Origin of the sequence: Streptomyces mobaraensis NBRC 13819 = DSM 40847 (assembly GCF_017916255.1) — a bacterium.
GTDB lineage: Bacteria > Actinomycetota > Actinomycetes > Streptomycetales > Streptomycetaceae > Streptomyces > Streptomyces mobaraensis.
Genome location: NZ_CP072827.1, coordinates 3,826,772 through 3,843,097, shown reverse-complemented (window position 1 = coordinate 3,843,097; position 16,326 = coordinate 3,826,772). Strand labels below are relative to the sequence as shown.

Sequence of the window (16,326 nt, the reverse complement as noted above, 5' to 3'; positions counted from 1 at the left end):
GTCGCCGGCCGTGCCGCCGATCGCCGATCCCACCTGTCGGTCGCGTCTGCCACGATCTCACGTATGAAGAATTTCGTAGTCAAGACGATCGCCAATGCGGCGGCCCTCGCAGTCGCGATCTGGCTGCTCAAGGGCATCACCCTGGCCGGCGAGACGACCGCCGCCAAGGCGGTCACGCTGCTCGTCGTGGCGCTCCTGTTCGGCCTCGTCAACTTTCTCGTCAAGCCGGTCGTCAAACTTCTCTCGTTCCCGCTCTTCATCCTCACGCTCGGCCTGATCACTCTGGTGATCAACGCGTTGATGCTGCTGCTGACGAGTTGGCTGGCCGGCAAGTTCGATCTCGCGTTCCACGTGGGGGGCTTCGGACCGGCGCTGGTCGGCGGCGTGATCATCTCGATCGTGGCCTGGGCGATGCATGTGATCCTGCCGGACGACAAGGACTGACGCGGCACGGATGAACGCGGCACGGATGCCGCACTGACTTGACGCGGCCCGGACGGGCCGACGCGGTACGGACTGACGCGGCACGTAGGGAAAGGCGGAAGGGCGGGAGGGCGGAAGCCGCGTCACCGGCCGGCCGGCGGAGGGTCGTACCCGACCGTGTTGGCGGCCAGCTCCTCCGGGGTGATCTCCGTCGACCAGCCCTCCGGGGGCTCCTGGTACGGGCTGCACGCCCCGCAGGCGGCGCAGGTCCAGCGGCCGTGGATGCCGTGCACGATGGCGCCGCAGCCGGCGCACGTGTCCGTGGTGTAGTACGGCGGTTCACCGGGCAGGGCCGGCGACCGCCATGGGTACGGAGGGTCCGGGGACGCGCCGGCGGAGAACTCATCCATGCGCCCCAGAGTGCCACGGGCGCGCCCCGGCGCACACCTTGTCGGCGTGACGCGTCGCGCCGCGTTCCGCGCGCCGGTCAGCCCGGGGCGGGCCCGGGACAGCGGCCCGGGAAGACATCGACAGGACGGCCGAACCGCCGGTGTCGGTATGCCGTCCGTAGTCACCCGTCGTCATCCGTCGTCATCCGTCGACAAACAGACAAGGCACGGCACATGTAAGTGACTTGGCGACACGGAGATTCAAGGACCGGTACGGCCCGACGCCGCCCGAACGCACCGCAGTGACAGGCCCGCGGCCGAACCACGACAGGCCCGCGGCCGAACCACGACAGGCCCACGGCAGCGCGAAGGCGGCTCAAGCCTCCCCCCTCATGGCTTGAGCCGCCGCGGTCCGCGAGAAGAAGAACCGCGCGACCAAGGCTAGTTGACTCTACGTCAGTGTCCAATCACCCTGGCGGCACAGCCCTATCGACTTATTTATAGTTCCTCTACGGTCGGTGGCGGACCTCCCGGGGAGACGGCATGGATCTGACCCTGTTGCGCACCTTCGTCACCGTCCACCGGGCGGGCTCCTTCACCCGCGCCGCCGCCCTCCTGGGCCTCTCCCAGCCGGCGGTCACCGGGCAGATCCGCACGCTGGAGCGGCAACTCGGGCACCCGCTCTTCCTCCGCCGGGCACGCGGCGTCACCCCCACGACGCTCGGCGACGAACTGGCACACCGGATCGCCCCGCACGTCGACGCCCTGCTGGAGATCACCGAGTCCGGGCTCGACGAGCAGTGGCCGCACCGCACCCTCCACCTGGCGGGACCGCCGGAGTTCACCGCGCTGCGCGTGCTGCCCGCGCTGAGCCCGCTGATCATCCAGGGGCTCACCGTGCGCGCCGCCCAGGGCATGTCGGAACCGCTCTTCGAGGGGCTCGCCGCCGGCCACCACGAGCTCGCCGTCACCACGTCCCGCCCCCGGGGCCGGCTGCTGACCGCCACCCCGCTCTGCGACGAGGAGCACGTCCTGGTCGCGGCGCCGCGCTGGGCGGCCCGGCTCGGCGGCGCGGCCGTCGTCCGCGACAAGGGCGTGGCCGTCCTGGAGCACCTGCCGGTGGTGGAGGTGGACGAGAGCCTGCCGTTCGTCAGCCGCTACTGGGCCGCCGTCTTCGACAGCAAGCCCGTCACCACCGGTGCCGTCATCGCCCCCGACCTACGGGCGGTGCTGTCCTGCGTCATCGCGGGCGCCGGCATCGCGGTCCTGCCCCGCTACCTCTGCGAGGACGCGTTGGACACCGGGGAGGTAGTCGCCCTGCTCAACCCGCCGGTGCCGCCGCTGCGCACGTACTTCCTCGTCGTCCGGACCGGCACGCTGGCCCACCCGCATCTGGCCCGGGCACACGAGTGGTTGCTGCGCGCCGCCGTTTCCTGGTGAGGAAGGGGTTTCGCGACGGGTGTGACGCGGCAGATGTCGCTTATGACCGTACGACCGGTGGTCAAACGCACCGCCCGCGCCATTCTGCTGGAAGGCGAGCCGGGCTCCGGCTCCGGCGAGCTGCACCTCATCCTCATCAAGCGCACCAAACCCGGGGAGGCCCCCTACTGGATCACCCCGGGAGGAGGCGTCGAAGCCGGCGACGAGACCGTGATCGCCGCCCTGCACCGGGAGGTCGACGAGGAACTGGGCGCGAAGGTGGTGGACGTCGTGCCCGCCTTCGTCGACACCGTCCTCCACGTCCCCGACCCCGCCGACCCGGACGACCGGACCGTGCCCGGCGGCGTCAAGGTCCAGCACTTCTTCGTCTGCCGCCTGGCCTCGATGGACCTCGCCCTGCGGCACGGCCCGGAGGTCGACGAACCGCGCGGCACGTACGAGGTCGTCCGGGTTCCGTTCACCCGCGAGGGCATCGCCTCGGTGGAGGTCGTGCCGCCGTCGCTCCGCGACTATCTGCTCGAGAACGTCGAGGGGGTGCGGGCGCTGCTCGCCGACGATCTGGGGTAGGGCCTCTCGCCTTTTGAGCCTTTTCGACCCTTTGAGGTCTTTGGAGACTTTGAGGTCTTTGAGGTCTTTGAAGCCGGCGTCCGGGGCGGATCCGGGGAGGCCGCTCAGGGGCGGCCGGCGGCGGTCCCGAAGTAGTCGCCGCCCTTCCGGCGGCTGCCGGCCGCCGGAAGGGCGGGTTCCCCGGCCCCGCCGGCCCCTCCGGTCCCACCCTCCCGGGCCCGGATCAGCAGGGGGATGTACTTGCCGCAGTGCACGTACGCCTCCTCCACGGTGATCTCCACCCAGACCGGGGTACGGCGGCCGGGCGCCACCTCAACCGGCAGGCCGGGGTGGGCGGTCCGCATCTCGGCGTCCTCCACCACCCTGGCGCGACCGTTGACGTGGAGGCCGACGCGGTCGCGGAAGAAGTCGACGAGCAGGATGCCGACCCGGGGGTTCTCCTCGATGTTGCCCAGGCTCGCGAGGACCCCGTTGCCCCGGTACTCGGGATAGGCGAGGGTCCGTTCGTCCAACACCCTGAGGAACCCGGGCGGCCCGGCCCGGAAGCTGTTGTCGCAGGCCCCGCTCGCGTCGGCGGTGGCCAGGAAGAACATCTCCTGCCGGGCCAGGAACTCCCGCATGGCGGAGTTGACGTGGGCGAGCGTCTGCTCGGCGTAGAAACGGTCGGCGCGCTCGACGGTGCCGAACCGCTTCTGCAAGGCGTGCTCGCCCGCGCTGCCGGGGCGTGGAGCCGACGGCTCCGCCAGCGCCGTCCCGTCGGTCACGGCGGGCCCGTCCGTCACCGCGCACCCGTCCGGAGCCGCGAGCCCGTCAGACACAGCGGCTTCACCCGTCACCGCGAGCGTGTCCGTTGCTGCGAGTCCGTCCGTCGCAGCCCGCCCGCTCGTATTCGCCCGCTCCTCCGCATCCACCCGCTCGTCCGCCCGCATCAGCCTCTCGCCTCCGCCAGAAGTCCGTCGTTCCCGTCATGGCGTATTCGATGGGTCGGGATGCCGGCCCCGACCAGGGTGTCCAGGCCGCTGCGGATCATCCCCGGCGGCCCGGAAAGGTAGGCGTCGTACGCGTTCCACGGTCCGTACGCACGGACGACGTGCGGCAGTTGACCGCTGAGGGCGCTCGTCGGGCCGTCGGAGACCACCGGCCGTACGGACAGCCAGGGGTGGGTGCGTTCCAGGTCCCGCATGGTGTCCATGTCGTAGAGGTCGCCGGCGTGCCGGGCGCCGTAGAACACCTCGACGGGCCGGCGGCCGCCGTGCTCCGCGACGTCCTCGACCAGCGCCTTGATCGGGGCGATGCCGGTGCCGCCGCCGAGGCACAACAGCCCGTTGTCAGTGGTGTGGTCCACAATCATGGAACCGGCGGGAGGACCGAGTCGCAGGACGTCCCCGGGGCGGGCGCGGTGGACCAGCGCACCGGACACCCAGCCGGCGGGGACGGCCTTGACATGGAGGGAGAGCAGTCCGTCCGGGCGGGGGGCGGAGGAGAAGGAGTAGTGCCGCCACACGCGCGGCCACCAGGGGGTTTCGACGCTGGTGTACTGGCCGGCGAGGAAGGGGTACGGCTGGTCGGGGCGCAGGGTGAGCACGGCGATGTCCGGTGTGCGGAGTTCGTGCCCGACGATCTCCGCGTGCCACCAGGGAGGTGAGCCCGGTTCGTCCTCGGCGGCGGCGTCGATCATGGTCTGGGAGACCACCGTGTAGACCCGCACCCAGGCGGCCTCCGCCGCCGGGCTCCAGGTGCGGGTGGCGTAGCGGGCGAGAGCGCCGATGAGGCTCTCGCCCACGGCGGGGTAGTGCTCGGGCCGGGTTCCGTACTTGCGGTGGCCGCGCCCGAGCGGGCAGAGGTACGCGGTGAGGGCCGCCGGGTCGTCGGCGTGCCGGGCCGCCGTCAGCAGGGCTTTGAAGAGCCGGTCGCGTTGGGCGTCCATGGCAGGGGGGAACAGGTCGCGCAGTTGGGGGTGATGGAGGAAGAGCAGCGCGTAGAAGTGCGAGACGACCGTGTCGGCGATCGGTTCGATCTCGGCCAGGGTGCGGCGGATGAGGGCACTGTCCGGGGTGGCGTCATCAGCGGCGCCATCGGCGCTGCCGGCTGCGCCGGTCGCCTCCGGCGGGGGAACTGTGGCGGTCGCTGGGGTGGCTGTGGCCCTCGGCGTCGGCGGAGGGACTGTGGCGGCCGACGGAGCGGCTGCGGCGGTCGCTGGGGTGGCGGTCGGCGTCGGCGGGGCGGCCGCGGCGATCGGCGGGACGGGTGTGGCGGCCGGTGTACGGGACTGGGCACCGCCGTGCGGCTCCTCCGCGCTCCGACCGTGCCCGAAGGGGGCGGGAGCGTTCGGGGGGCCGCCGGACTCGGTGACGGCGGGCGGGCGCGCCAAGTGAAGTGTGCCGCCGCCCCGTTGACCGACACCACCGGCAGCAGCGCCGGCACGGGCAACCGGTCCCGGCGCTCTGGGACCGCCGACCGGCGTGCGGGTCGGATCGGCAGCCGGTAAGGGCGCCGTCCCCGCGACGTCGGTGTGCGGTTGCGGGTGGCCGCCGGGACGCTGCGGACCGTCGTCCACCGCCGCCCGGTGCCCGGTGCCGTAGCCGGTGCCGATCTCGGCACCGAAACCGACGTCGTCGCGGAAGCGCCCGGTGGAGGTGCCACTCCAGGCACCGGGCACGTCGGTACGGCCGACGCCGGACAGGTTGGCATGCCCGCTGCCCGGCACGCCGGTATGGCCGGTGCCCCGCACGGCCGTACGACCGGTGCCGTGCATGTTGGTCCGGCCGGTGCCGGATACGTCGGCGTGCCCGGTACCCGGCACGTCGGTACGACCAGCGCCCGACATGTCGGTACGCCCGCTGCGCGACACGTCGGTAAGGCCGGTACCGGGCACCCCGGTACGCCCGCCGGTTACGCCGGCATGCCCGGCGCCCGGCACGTCGGTACGACCAGCGCCCAACACGTCGGTACGCCCGCTGCGCGACACGTCAGTACGCCCGGCGCCCGGTACGTCCGCAAGGCCACTGGGCGCGTCCGTACAGCCAGCAGGCACGTCCGTACAGCCAGCAGGCACGTCCGTACGGCCACCGGGCGCGTCCGTACAACTGCCAGACGCGTCCGTACGACCGCCAGACGCCTCCGTACGGCCGGTGCCGGCCCCGGCGGTGCGGCCAGGCCCGACCCCGGCCGCACCGCCGGCCCCGCCGCGTACGCCCCGGGCGTCCTCCCCGGCGGCGCGGCGCGGGCCGTCGGCGGCGGGGCGGGCATGCCCGGCCGGGGTGCTTGGTTCCGGGGCGGTGCGGCGGCGGGTGCCGGCGCGCAAGGCGCCGCGGACGGCGGTGGTGGCGTCGGGGCGACGGGGGGTGTCCGGGCCGGGGAAGTCGCCCGGGAGGGGTGGGTCCCGGTGCTCCTGGGCGGTGGGCCGGCCGTGGGCCGCCGGGGATCCACCGGGTGGGGTGAACCAGCCCCAGTCGCCTCGCCTGCCGGGTGCGCCGCCTTCGGGCGACGGACGGCTCGGAGCGTCCATTCGTCTCTCGCCTCGACCATCTCTCGTCGGTCCACGCCGCCCGGCCGAGCCGAGCGTGCCCGCGATCCCCTTGGGGTGATGGGGTGTTCGGTGCCGGGTAGCATGCCAGCCCGCGCTCACGCCACGACCGTTTCACGGAACTTCGGGCGGCGGAGGGCCGGTTGCGGTTATGGTTCCCGGTTCGAACGGACGGTTGGGCGACGGACGGTCGACGCACGGGCGGTCCGCCGACGCGGAGGCCGGATCCCTACCCACGGGCCGGCTCCCGGCGCGCTCGTGGCCGGGGTCACCCGCGCCCGTCCGCGACCAGTGCGTAAGCCTCCCTGAGGTCAAGGCCGTTGTACGCGAGCGAGGCGACGTCGCGGACGTGGTGGTCGGCGTTCACCGCGACGGACACCGGGACGGCGGCGAAGAGCCGGGCGTCGGACATCGAGTCGCCGTACGCGACGCAGTCCGCGCGCGTCAGCCCGTACGCGGCGCAGAGCTCGTCCGCGATCCGCACCTTCGCCTCGGCGTTGAGGATGCCCGCCGGGTCCACCGGCTCGCGGAACGGGATCGCCGGCCACCGCGAGCCGCGGGTGGCGTGGGCGCCCCAGCCCGTGAGGCGTTCCACGAAGAACTGGGGGGACAGCGAGATGACCGCACAGCGCTCGCCCCGGGCCTCGATGTCCGCCCAGACGTCCTTGATCCCTTCCAGCCACGGCGCGTTCTCGAAGGCCGCGCTCACCACGGCGTCCGTCAGGGCCTCGCCCCACAGCGCGCAGGCGGCCGCCGCGAAGCCGGCCGGGTCGATCAGCCCGTCGAAGAAGTCCCGTTCCAGGGCGTCGATCTCGCGCTCGCAGCCGAGTTGCCGGGATATCTCGATCGCCGCCGCGGAACCGTGCAGGAGAGTGCCGTCGAGGTCGAACAAGTGCAGTCTGCTCATGCCGGGAAGCGTAGGTCGGGGGGCGGGGCGCCTCCGAGGGAATATCCCCGGGGGCGGCCCCGCCCCGCTCAGCCCCGCCCTGTCCGGCCGGCCGGCCCCGTCAGCGTCCTACCGCGACGGCCTGCCGGGCGTCGGAGGTACCGGGGGCGCCGGAAGCCGCCCCGGCGGCGCGGTCCGCGGCCGCCGTCCGCCGCGCCAGGGCCGCCGAGACGACGGCGAGCACCAGAGCACCGGCGGTCATCGCCGCGCCGGCCCAGGCCGGTGTCGTGTAGGCGAACCCGGCGGAGATGATCAGGCCGCCGAGCCAGGCCGCGATGGCGTTGCCCAGGTTGAAGGCGCCGATGTTGCCGGCGGAGGCCAGGGTCGGGGCGGCGGCGGCCTGGTCGAGCACCCGCTTCTGGAGCGGCGGCACGGTCGCGAAGCCGAACCCGCCGATCAGCGGCAGGGCGATGGCCGTGGTGACCTTGTTCTCGGCGGCCAGCGGCAGCAGTGCGAGAGCGAGGGTGAGCCCGCCGAGCGCCGTGAAGAGCATGGGCATCAGGGCGCGGTCGGCGAACCGGCCGCCGATGAGGTTGCCGCCGAACATCCCGAAGCCGAACAGGACCAGCAGCCAGGTCACGGACGAGGGCGCGTACCCGACGACGTCCGTGAGCACCGGTGCCATGTAGGTGCTGAGGGTGAAGACGCCGCCGAAGCCGAGCACGGTCATGGCCATGGCGAGCAGCACCTGCGGGTTGCGGAAGGCGGCGAGTTCGCCGGAGACCGGTACGCGTTCGGGGTGCGGCAGCCGCGGCACGAGGGTGGCGATGCCCAGCATGGCGAGCAGCCCGAGGCCGGCGATGACACCGAAGGTGACGCGCCAGCCCGCGCTCTGGCCCAGCAGGGTGCCGAACGGGACGCCGACGATGTTGGAGACCGTCAGTCCCGTGAACATCATCGAGATGGCGCCGGCCTTCTTCTGCGGGGCGACGAGCCCCGCAGCGACGATCGCGCCGATGCCGAAGAACGCGCCGTGCGCGAGGGAGGCGACGATCCGGCCGGCGAGCATCAGGCCGAAGACGGGGGCGACGGCGGACAGCGCGTTGCCCGCGGTGAACAGGCCCATCAGGGAGATCAGCATCTTCTTGCGGGAGACGCGGCTCCCGAGGATCGCCAGGATCGGGGCGCCGACGACGACGCCGAGCGCGTAGCCGGTGGTGAGCCAGCCGGCGGTGGGGACGGAGACGTGGAATTCCTCCGCCACCTCGGGGAGCAGGCCCGAGGTCACGAATTCGGTGGTGCCGATACCGAAGGCGCCTATGGCGAGCGCCAGCAGGGCGAGGGGCATGAGGGGGTTCCTTGGGTCGGGGGAGGGCTTGCGGTCCGTCGGGACAGGTCGGATACGCGCCGGGTGGGTGTCGGGTACGCGCCGCGTCCGGGACGTCGTCGGCCCGGAGCGCGGGAACGGGCGGGGCGGGCGGGTGGTGCGCACCCCGGTCCGTCGGTACGGGCGCCGGGCCGGGCAGGCCGTCGGCGGCCCGGCGCCCGTGTACGCGACCGGACTGCCCGCCGGTCCATGCGCGCAGCTCCAACCGGCGTCCACAATAATTGCAGACGCGCTTTACTTGCAAGCGCCGACTATTGCGCTGCCGCGATATCCTGGTAACGGCGGCCCCAAGACCGCACACGCGGCGGACACACAGCCGCACCCGCACCGACACCGACACCGACACCCGTGCGCAACGTCGCCGACCGACGGACGACCGACGGACGACCGAACAAGGAGGGCCCCATGTCCCGCACCCTGGACCCCGCACTGGCCGGCCTGGCACAGGGCTGGTGCGCCCTCTCCGCGCTGCACGGCCGGATCGAGGCGCACATCGAGCGTGCGCTCCAGGCCGCGCACGGCCTGAGCGTCCGCGAGTTCTCGGTCATGGACGTGCTGAGCCGGCAGCACAGCGGCGAGGGCGGCCACCTGCGCATGAACGAGGTCGCCGACGCGGTGGTGCTCAGCCAGAGCGCCACGACGCGCCTGGTCAACCGGCTGGAGGATCGCGGCCTCCTGACCCGCTACCTGTGTCTCACCGACCGTCGCGGCATCTACACCGACGTCACCGAGGCCGGGCTCGCGCTGCTGGCCGAGGCCCGTCCGACCAATGACGCGGCCCTGCGCGAAGCGCTCCGGGAGGCCGCCGCCAGGCCCGAACTCGCCCCCCTCGTCGCCGCCGTGGAATCCCTCGCTCCCGTCTCGTGACGATTCCCACGGCCACATGACGACCCCCGCGCCGGCCCTCGTGCCGACGCGGACCGGCACATAAGGTCGCGATCATGAGCGACATCGAGTTCCGGCGCGCGACCGCCGACGACATCCCCGCCATCGTGGCCATGCTGGCCGACGACCCGCTCGGCTCCCGTCGGGAGACACCCGACGACCTGGCCCCTTACCTGGAGGCGTTCCGCACGCTGGACGCCGACCCGCACCAGCAGCTGATCGTCGCCGTCCGGGACGGCCGCACCATAGGCACCCTCCAGCTCACCGTCATCCCCGGCCTCTCCCGGCGCGGCTCCAAGCGCGCGCTCGTCGAGGCGGTCCGCGTCCACGCCGACGAGCGGGGCAACGGCGTCGGGGGCCGGTTCATGCGGTGGGCCATCGAGGAAGCCCGCCGCCAGGGGTGCGTACTGCTCCAGCTCACCTCGGACGCGACCCGGGTGGAGGCGCACCGCTTCTACGAGCGGCTGGGCTTCGAGGCGTCGCACCTCGGCTTCAAGTACCACCTCTGAGCCGCCCGGATCCGGCGGCCCCTCAGCCCCCGCCGCTTTACAGGGCGCGCCCCCGGGTCCGCTCCCGGTGCGCCTTCTGCCGGCACGCCCCGCCGCAGTAGCGGGCGGGCCGTCCGGTGCGGGCGGTGGGCAGCGCGGCCCCGCACACCGGGCAACCTGTTTCGTTACGCCGAACCGGCGCCGGAGCGGGGAGTTTCGTCACGTTGCGGCCCGGCCGCAGGGCATCGCACATCAGGGCCGTCATCCGCCCCGGCTCGCCGTGCGAGCCCCGCCGCTGCTCCATCGAGAGGCAGCCCAGCAGCAGGACCAGCACATCGTCGAGCGCGACGTCCCGCCGTACGGCACCGGCCAGTTGGGCACGGTCGAGCAGGACGGACAGCGCCTCGCGGAAATCCCGCTCCACTCCCGGCGACGGGTCGAAGCGGCCCTCCGCGCTCGCCTCCAGGGCGTCGCAGAGGCCCTTGTTCCGCACCGACAGGCGGACCACCGACGCCAGGTACCGGAAGAACACCGGACCGGGGTCGGCGGCGTCCGCCAACTCCCGCGCGGTGTCGGTGAAAAGCCGCACCCGGTCCACGACAGTCGCCCTGAACAGCGCTTCCTTGGACGGGAAATGGCGGTACACGGTACCCGTGCCGACCCCGGCCCGACGCGCGATCTCCCCCAGCGGGACGCTCAACCCCGCTTCCTCGAAAGCAGATCGGGCCGCCTGGAGCACCAGCTGACGGTTGCGGCGCGCGTCCGCCCGAAGCGGACCCGGGCGGGTGCCGGAGGGGGGCGGAGCGGGGTTCCGCGACATGGTGTGGGCCTCGTGGGGGACTCGTGGCGGGCGGATCGGAAACGGGATGCGGATTCCGATTCTAGCGCGGTGGATCAAGTGGGCTCCCCAGGCGGATCGGCCCGAAAGGGCCGCCGAACGCCGCGCCGAACGCCACCGAGCGCCACCGAACGCCCATGGCAAAATCAGCGGGTGCAGATCGGGATGCTGGGTCCGTTCGAGGTACGCGCGAACGACGGCGCCTTGGTCGACGTGCCGGGCGCGCGGCTGCGCGCGCTGCTCGCCGCCCTCGCGCTCCGACCGGGCCGGGTGGTACCGAAGGCGGCGCTCGTCGACTGGATCTGGGGGGAGAACCCGCCCTCCGACGCGGCGAACGCCTTGCAGCGGCTGGCCTCCCGGCTGCGGAAGGCACTGCCGGACGGCGACGCGGTCGAAGGCCGGACGGACGGCTACCGGCTGGCCGTGGACCCTGACGCCGTCGACGCCGTGCGGTTCGAACGCCTCGTCACCGCCGCCCACGCCCGTACGGAACACACCGCGAACCCCCACACGCCGCACCCCCGTACAACGGCCACCCGCGCAGCGGACACCTCCGAGCGCGCCCGCCTCCTGCGCGAGGCCCTCGGACTCTGGCGCGGCGCGGCCCTCCAGGACGTCCCCCTGCGGGACAGTGCCGCGTTCGACGCCGCGGCCGGCCGGCTGGAGGCGCTCCGCCTGGCCGCCGCGGAGGACCGGTTCGACGCGGAGATCGCCCTCGGGCGGGGCGCGGAGACGGTCCCGGAGCTGACGGACCTGGTGGCCGCGCACCCGTTGCGGGAACGGTTCGCCGCCGCGCTGATGCGCGCCCTCGCCGCCGCCGGCCGCGACAGCGAGGCGCTGCTGGTGTACGAGCGGACGCGGGAGGCCCTCGCCGACGCGCTGGGCGCCGACCCCTCCCCTGACCTGGCCGCCCTGCACGTCGCGCTGCTGCGCGGCGAGGCGGCGCGGCGCGAGGAGACCCCGAAGACCAACCTGCGCGCCGAGCTGACCTCCTTCGTCGGCCGGGACGCCGACGTCACCGCCGTCCGGGAGCTCGTCGCCGGGCACCGGCTCACGACGGTGCTGGGCCCGGGCGGTTCGGGCAAGACCCGGCTGGCCGCGGAGACCGCGCGCACACTGCTCGGCGAACTGCCGGACGGAGTCTGGCTGGTGGAGCTCGCCGCCCTCGGCCCGGGCGGCGACGTCGCCGACGTGGCGCACTCGGCGCTCGCCGGGCTCGGCCTCCGGGACGCCCTCCTCGGCGGCCCCCCGAACGCGGAACCGGCGGACCGGCTCGTCGCCGCGGTCCGCGACCGGGAGGCGCTGCTGATCCTGGACAACTGCGAGCACGTCATCGAGTCCGCGGCGGTCTTCGCCCACCGGCTGCTCGGCGAGTGCCGACGGCTGCGCATCCTGGCGACGAGCCGGGAGCCGCTGGGCATCACCGGCGAGGCGCTGTGGCCCGTCGAACCGCTGGCCCTGCCGGGTGCGGACGCGGACCCGGACACGATCGCGTCGTCCCCCGCCGTCCGGCTGCTGCGCGACCGGGCCGGGGCGGTGCGCCGGGACCTCGCGGCCGACGGCCGCACCCTGACGACGCTGGCGCGCGTCTGCCGGGCGCTGGACGGGATGCCGCTGGCGATCGAACTGGCCGCGGCCCGGCTCCGCACCCTGTCCGTCGACCAGCTCGCCGCCCGGCTCGACGACCGCTTCCGCCTGCTGACCGGCGGCAGCCGGACCGCGCTGCCCCGCCACCGGACGCTGCGCGCGGTCGTCGACTGGAGCTGGGAGCTGCTCACCGACGCCGAACGCGCGGTCCTGCGCAGGCTGGCGGTGTTCGCCGGCGGGGCGAGCCTGGAGGCGGCCGAGTACGTCTGCGCGGACGAAGCGGACGGCGTCCCACGCTATGACGCACGCGAGCGCGAGGGCGTGACCGACCACGGCGACGTCCTCGACCGCGACGACGTCCTCGACCTCCTCACCGCCCTCACCGAGAAGTCCCTGCTGGTCGCCGAGGGCGAGGGCGCCCCGCGCTACCGCATGCTCGGCACGATCAAGGAGTACGCCGCGCGGCGCCTCGCGGAGGCGGGCGAGTCGGAAGCGGCACGCCGGGCGCACCTGGCGTACTTCACCAGGCTCACGGAGACCGCCGACGCGCACCTGCGCCGCGCCGAGCAGCTCGACTGGCTGGCCGCGCTCGACGCCGAGCACGACGACATCGTCGCGGCGCTGCGCGGCGCGCTCGCGGCCGGCGAGGCGCAGGCAGCGATGCGGCTCGCGGCGGGCGCGGGCTGGTACTGGTGGCTCAGCGGGCACAAGGCCGAGGGCCATGAGCTGGTCACGGCCGCCGCCGCGGCGCCCGGCGCGGCGGACGACGAGGTCCGGGCGATGGCGTACGGGCTGGTGGTGCTGTTCGTGAGCGGCGGGCAGGGCGACGAGCGCCACGCGGAGCACTGGATCCACGAGGCGTACCGGCTCGGCCGGAACGGGCACCACCGCTACCCGCTGCTGAGACTCGTCGACCCGCTCGAACGCATGCTGCGGGCGCCCGACGCGGCCCTGTCCGCGTTCGAGCCGCTGCTCGACGACGAGGACCCGTGGGTACGCGCCCTGGGCCGCTGGCACCTGGGCAAGATGCGGGTCATGCTGGGCCACGGCGGGCGGGAGGCGGACGCGTACCTGGAGGGCGCCGTCGCCGAGTTCCGGGCGCTGGGCGAACGGTACGGGATCTCGATCGCCCTGACCGAGCTGGCGGAACGCATCGCCGTGCGCGGGGAGTTCGCCGCCGCGTGCGCGCACTACGAGCAGGCGATCGCCGCCGTCACCGAGGTCGGCGCCACCGAGGACGTCATCCGGATGCGGGCCCGGCAGGCCCGCCTGTACCGGCTGCTCGGCGACGAGGAGGCCGCCGCGGCGGCCCTCGCCGAGGCGCGGCGCCGCGCGGAGCGGGTGACCTGGCCGGACGCGCTGATCGACCTGGCCCTGGCACAGGCCGAACTCGCCCGGTGGCGGGGTGACACGGAGGAGGCGCGCCGGCAGCTCGGCACCGCGACGGCCCTCTGGGGCGATGAGGCGGAGCAGGCGAAGGTCCGCGCGGGGCGCCACGATCTGCTCGCCTACCTCACCGACGACCTCGACGAGTCGCGGTCGCACCGCGCGGCGGCCTGCGCGGCGGCGGCCGAGGCGGGGCTCACGCCGCTGGTCGCTCAGGTGCTCGTCGGGGTCGCGGACCTGGCGCTGCGCCGCGGCGACCACGCGCAGGCGGCGCGGCTGCTCGCGGCGAGCGCCGCCGTCCGCGGGCTGCCGGACCGCTCCCATCCCGACGCGACCCGGATCGAGCGGGTGGCACGGGAGCGGCTCGGCGAGACGGGATTCGCGGCGGCGGCTCGGGAGGGAGCCGCGGCGGGGGCGGAGGACGGCGGCTGGATGCGGCTGGCGGAGGCCACGTTGGGGTGAGGCCGCCCGTGCGGCCGGCGGGGAGCACATTGAGGCGGGGCCGCCCGTGCGGCTGCCCGGAGACCATGTTGCGGTGGGGGCCGCCCGTGCAGTTGCCGGGGCCGCGTTGAGGCGAGGCCGTCCGTGCCAGTGCCGGAGCCACGCCGGCGTACGGCCGGCGGAGGCCGAGCCGCCGTGCGGCCGCCGTATGCCACACCGCGCGAATCCGCCGGTCAGGCCCGCTTCTTGAACGTCGCGACCGCCCACGCGTACCCCAGCACCGCGAACCCGACGCACCAGGCCACCGCCGCGGCCGCGTCGCCGCCCGACGGGTGCCCCGCCAGGAGCCCGCGCAGCGTCTCGATGATCGGGGTGAAGGGCTGGTACTCGACGAACTGCCGCACGCCCGTGCCCATCGTGTCCGCGGGTACGAACGCGCTGCTCAGGAACGGCAGCATGATCAGCGGGACGGTGGCCATGCCCGCCGACTCCACGGTCTTCGCGGCCAGCCCCAGGGCGACGGTGAGCCAGCCGGCCGAGAAGCCGAGCAGCAGGATCATCCCCACCACGCCGAGCCAGTCGAGGGCGCCCGCCCCCGGGTCGAAGCCCATCGCGAAGGCGACCCCGACGATGGCCGCGCAGGCGACGAGGCAGCGCAGCGTGGTGATGACGACGTGGCCGGTCAGGACGGCGCCCCTGGAGACGTCCATGACCTTGAACCGGTTGATGACGCCCTTCGTCATATCGGAGTTGACGGCCGCGGCCGTGGTCCCCAGCCCGTAGCTGACGGCCATGACGAGCAGGCCGGGCGTCACGTAGTCGATGTACTTCTCGCCGACGGCGAAGCCGCCGCCGAGCACCTTGACGAACATCAGCATGATGACGATCGGGAACAGGAGCGCCTGGAACACCGTGACGGGGTTCCGCACCGTGTGCTTGAGGTTGCGGCGCAGCATGATCAACGAGTCGGCCAGCGGCGCGGGGAGCGTGGTCACGGAGCGATCGCCTCCTTGCGGGTGTTGTCGGTACGGGTGCGGTCGGTGCGGGCGTTGTCGGTGCGGGAGTTGTCGGTGAGGGCGAGGAAGACGTCGTCGAGGTCGGGCGTGTGGACGGTCAGTTCGTCGGCCTGGACACCGGCCGCGTCGAGCCAGTCGAGGAGTGCGCGCAGTTCGCGCTGGCTGCCGTCGCTGGGGATCCGTAGCGACAGCGTCTCGTCGTCCGCGGGCACGTCGCGCAGGGCGTCGGCGGCGGACCGGTACGCGGCCGGGTCGGTGAACCGCAGCCGCACGTGCCCGCCGGGGATCAGCCGCTTCAGCTCGTCGGGGCTGCCCTCGGCGGCGATCGCGCCGCCGCTCAGCACCGCGATCCGGTCGGCGAGTTCGTCGGCCTCCTCCAGGTACTGCGTGGTGAGGAAGATGGTGGTGCCATCGGCCACCAGTCCGCGGACGATGTCCCACATCGTGCGGCGGCTGCGCGGGTCGAGCCCGGTCGTCGGCTCGTCCAGGAAGATGATCCGAGGGGTGCCGACCAGCGTCATCGCCAGGTCCAGCTTCCGGCGCATGCCGCCGGAGTACGCCGCCGCCGGCTTGTCCGCCGACTCCACCAGGTCGAACCGCTCCAGCAGCCCCGCCACCACCCGGCCGGCGGCGCGGACGCGCTTCAGGTCCGCCATCAGCCGGAGGTTCTCGCGCCCGGTGAGCAGCTCGTCCACCGCCGCGAACTGCCCGGTGACGCCGATGGCCGCGCGGACGTCCTTCGTCCCGGTAGCGACATCGTGCCCGGCGACGCGCACCGTGCCGGCGTCCGCCTTCGCCAGTGTCGTGAGGATGTTGACGGTCGTCGTCTTGCCGGCGCCGTTCGGGCCGAGCAGGGAGAAGACCGATCCCTCGGGGACCTCGAAGTCGATCCCGCCGAGGACTACTTGATCACCGTATGTCTTGCGCAGTCCCGAGACCGCGATCGCCGAACCGTTCATGCCTCCACGGTCGCGGCCGACCCTGACACGCGGCTGTCACGCCCCTGACACGGGCCCTGACACGTGTCTCCGTACGGCGAGGCGGCCGGTGCGCGGGGCCCGCGCACC

Annotated in this window: 14 protein-coding genes; 6 read left to right on the top strand and 8 right to left on the bottom strand. The window is 73.8% G+C overall.

The window, feature by feature from the left end:
* Window positions 1–63: 63 nt before the first annotated feature.
* On the top strand, window positions 64–444 hold the full coding sequence (locus J7W19_RS16400; RefSeq protein WP_004948398.1) for a phage holin family protein: 381 nt from the start codon (window positions 64–66) through the stop codon (window positions 442–444).
* Window positions 445–566: 122 nt separating this feature from the next.
* Here the strand turns inward: J7W19_RS16400 and J7W19_RS16395 are convergent, their stop codons facing one another.
* On the bottom strand, window positions 567–833 hold the full coding sequence (locus J7W19_RS16395; protein WP_004948400.1) for a hypothetical protein: 267 nt from the start codon (window positions 831–833) through the stop codon (window positions 567–569).
* 522 nt (window positions 834–1,355) lie between these two features.
* Between J7W19_RS16395 and J7W19_RS16390 the strand changes: the two genes are divergently transcribed.
* Together J7W19_RS16390 and J7W19_RS16385 are read left to right on the top strand one after the other, a co-directional pair.
* Window positions 1,356–2,252: a LysR family transcriptional regulator gene (locus J7W19_RS16390; RefSeq protein WP_004948402.1), complete on the top strand. Its 897-nt coding sequence runs from the start codon at window positions 1,356–1,358 to the stop codon at window positions 2,250–2,252.
* Window positions 2,253–2,294: 42 nt separating this feature from the next.
* On the top strand, window positions 2,295–2,819 hold the full coding sequence (locus tag J7W19_RS16385; protein ID WP_004948407.1) for an NUDIX domain-containing protein: 525 nt from the start codon (window positions 2,295–2,297) through the stop codon (window positions 2,817–2,819).
* 104 nt (window positions 2,820–2,923) lie between these two features.
* Here the strand turns inward: J7W19_RS16385 and J7W19_RS16380 are convergent, their stop codons facing one another.
* From J7W19_RS16380 to J7W19_RS16365, 4 genes are all read right to left on the bottom strand, one after another.
* Entirely contained in the window at window positions 2,924–3,637 is a 714-nt protein-coding gene (locus J7W19_RS16380; protein ID WP_233478116.1) for a pyridoxamine 5'-phosphate oxidase family protein, read from the bottom strand.
* 110 nt (window positions 3,638–3,747) lie between these two features.
* On the bottom strand, window positions 3,748–5,646 hold the full coding sequence (locus tag J7W19_RS16375; RefSeq protein WP_233478115.1) for a globin domain-containing protein: 1,899 nt from the start codon (window positions 5,644–5,646) through the stop codon (window positions 3,748–3,750).
* 967 nt (window positions 5,647–6,613) lie between these two features.
* Window positions 6,614–7,252, bottom strand: a complete 639-nt coding sequence (locus J7W19_RS16370; RefSeq protein WP_040892389.1) for an HAD family hydrolase — start codon at window positions 7,250–7,252, stop codon at window positions 6,614–6,616.
* Window positions 7,253–7,352: 100 nt separating this feature from the next.
* Complete coding sequence (locus J7W19_RS16365; protein ID WP_004953768.1) at window positions 7,353–8,579, bottom strand: MFS transporter; 1,227 nt, start codon at window positions 8,577–8,579, stop codon at window positions 7,353–7,355.
* A gap of 444 nt (window positions 8,580–9,023) precedes the next feature.
* Between J7W19_RS16365 and J7W19_RS16360 the strand changes: the two genes are divergently transcribed.
* Both J7W19_RS16360 and J7W19_RS16355 read left to right on the top strand, forming a co-directional pair.
* Window positions 9,024–9,485 carry a MarR family winged helix-turn-helix transcriptional regulator gene (locus J7W19_RS16360; protein WP_004953771.1) on the top strand — a complete coding sequence of 154 codons (462 nt, stop codon included), beginning with the start codon at window positions 9,024–9,026 and terminating at the stop codon, window positions 9,483–9,485.
* 74 nt (window positions 9,486–9,559) lie between these two features.
* Window positions 9,560–10,012: a GNAT family N-acetyltransferase gene (locus J7W19_RS16355; RefSeq protein WP_004953775.1), complete on the top strand. Its 453-nt coding sequence runs from the start codon at window positions 9,560–9,562 to the stop codon at window positions 10,010–10,012.
* A 37-nt stretch (window positions 10,013–10,049) separates the two neighbouring features.
* Here J7W19_RS16355 and J7W19_RS16350 read toward each other — a convergent pair whose 3' ends face one another.
* Window positions 10,050–10,811, bottom strand: coding sequence for a TetR/AcrR family transcriptional regulator (locus J7W19_RS16350; protein WP_051072755.1), 762 nt, complete (start codon window positions 10,809–10,811; stop codon window positions 10,050–10,052).
* 171 nt (window positions 10,812–10,982) lie between these two features.
* On the opposite strand from J7W19_RS16350, the gene J7W19_RS16345 reads away from it, so the two are divergent.
* Entirely contained in the window at window positions 10,983–14,264 is a 3,282-nt protein-coding gene (locus tag J7W19_RS16345) for a BTAD domain-containing putative transcriptional regulator (RefSeq protein WP_004953779.1), read from the top strand.
* Between the two features lie 212 nt (window positions 14,265–14,476).
* On the opposite strand, the gene J7W19_RS16340 is transcribed toward J7W19_RS16345, so the two are convergent.
* Window positions 14,477–15,238: an ABC transporter permease gene (locus J7W19_RS16340; RefSeq protein ID WP_004953785.1), complete on the bottom strand. Its 762-nt coding sequence runs from the start codon at window positions 15,236–15,238 to the stop codon at window positions 14,477–14,479.
* Complete coding sequence (locus tag J7W19_RS16335) at window positions 15,235–16,218, bottom strand: ATP-binding cassette domain-containing protein (RefSeq protein WP_004953788.1); 984 nt, start codon at window positions 16,216–16,218, stop codon at window positions 15,235–15,237. Before J7W19_RS16335 ends, J7W19_RS16340 begins: the two co-directional genes overlap by 4 nt.
* Window positions 16,219–16,326: the final 108 nt, after the last annotated feature.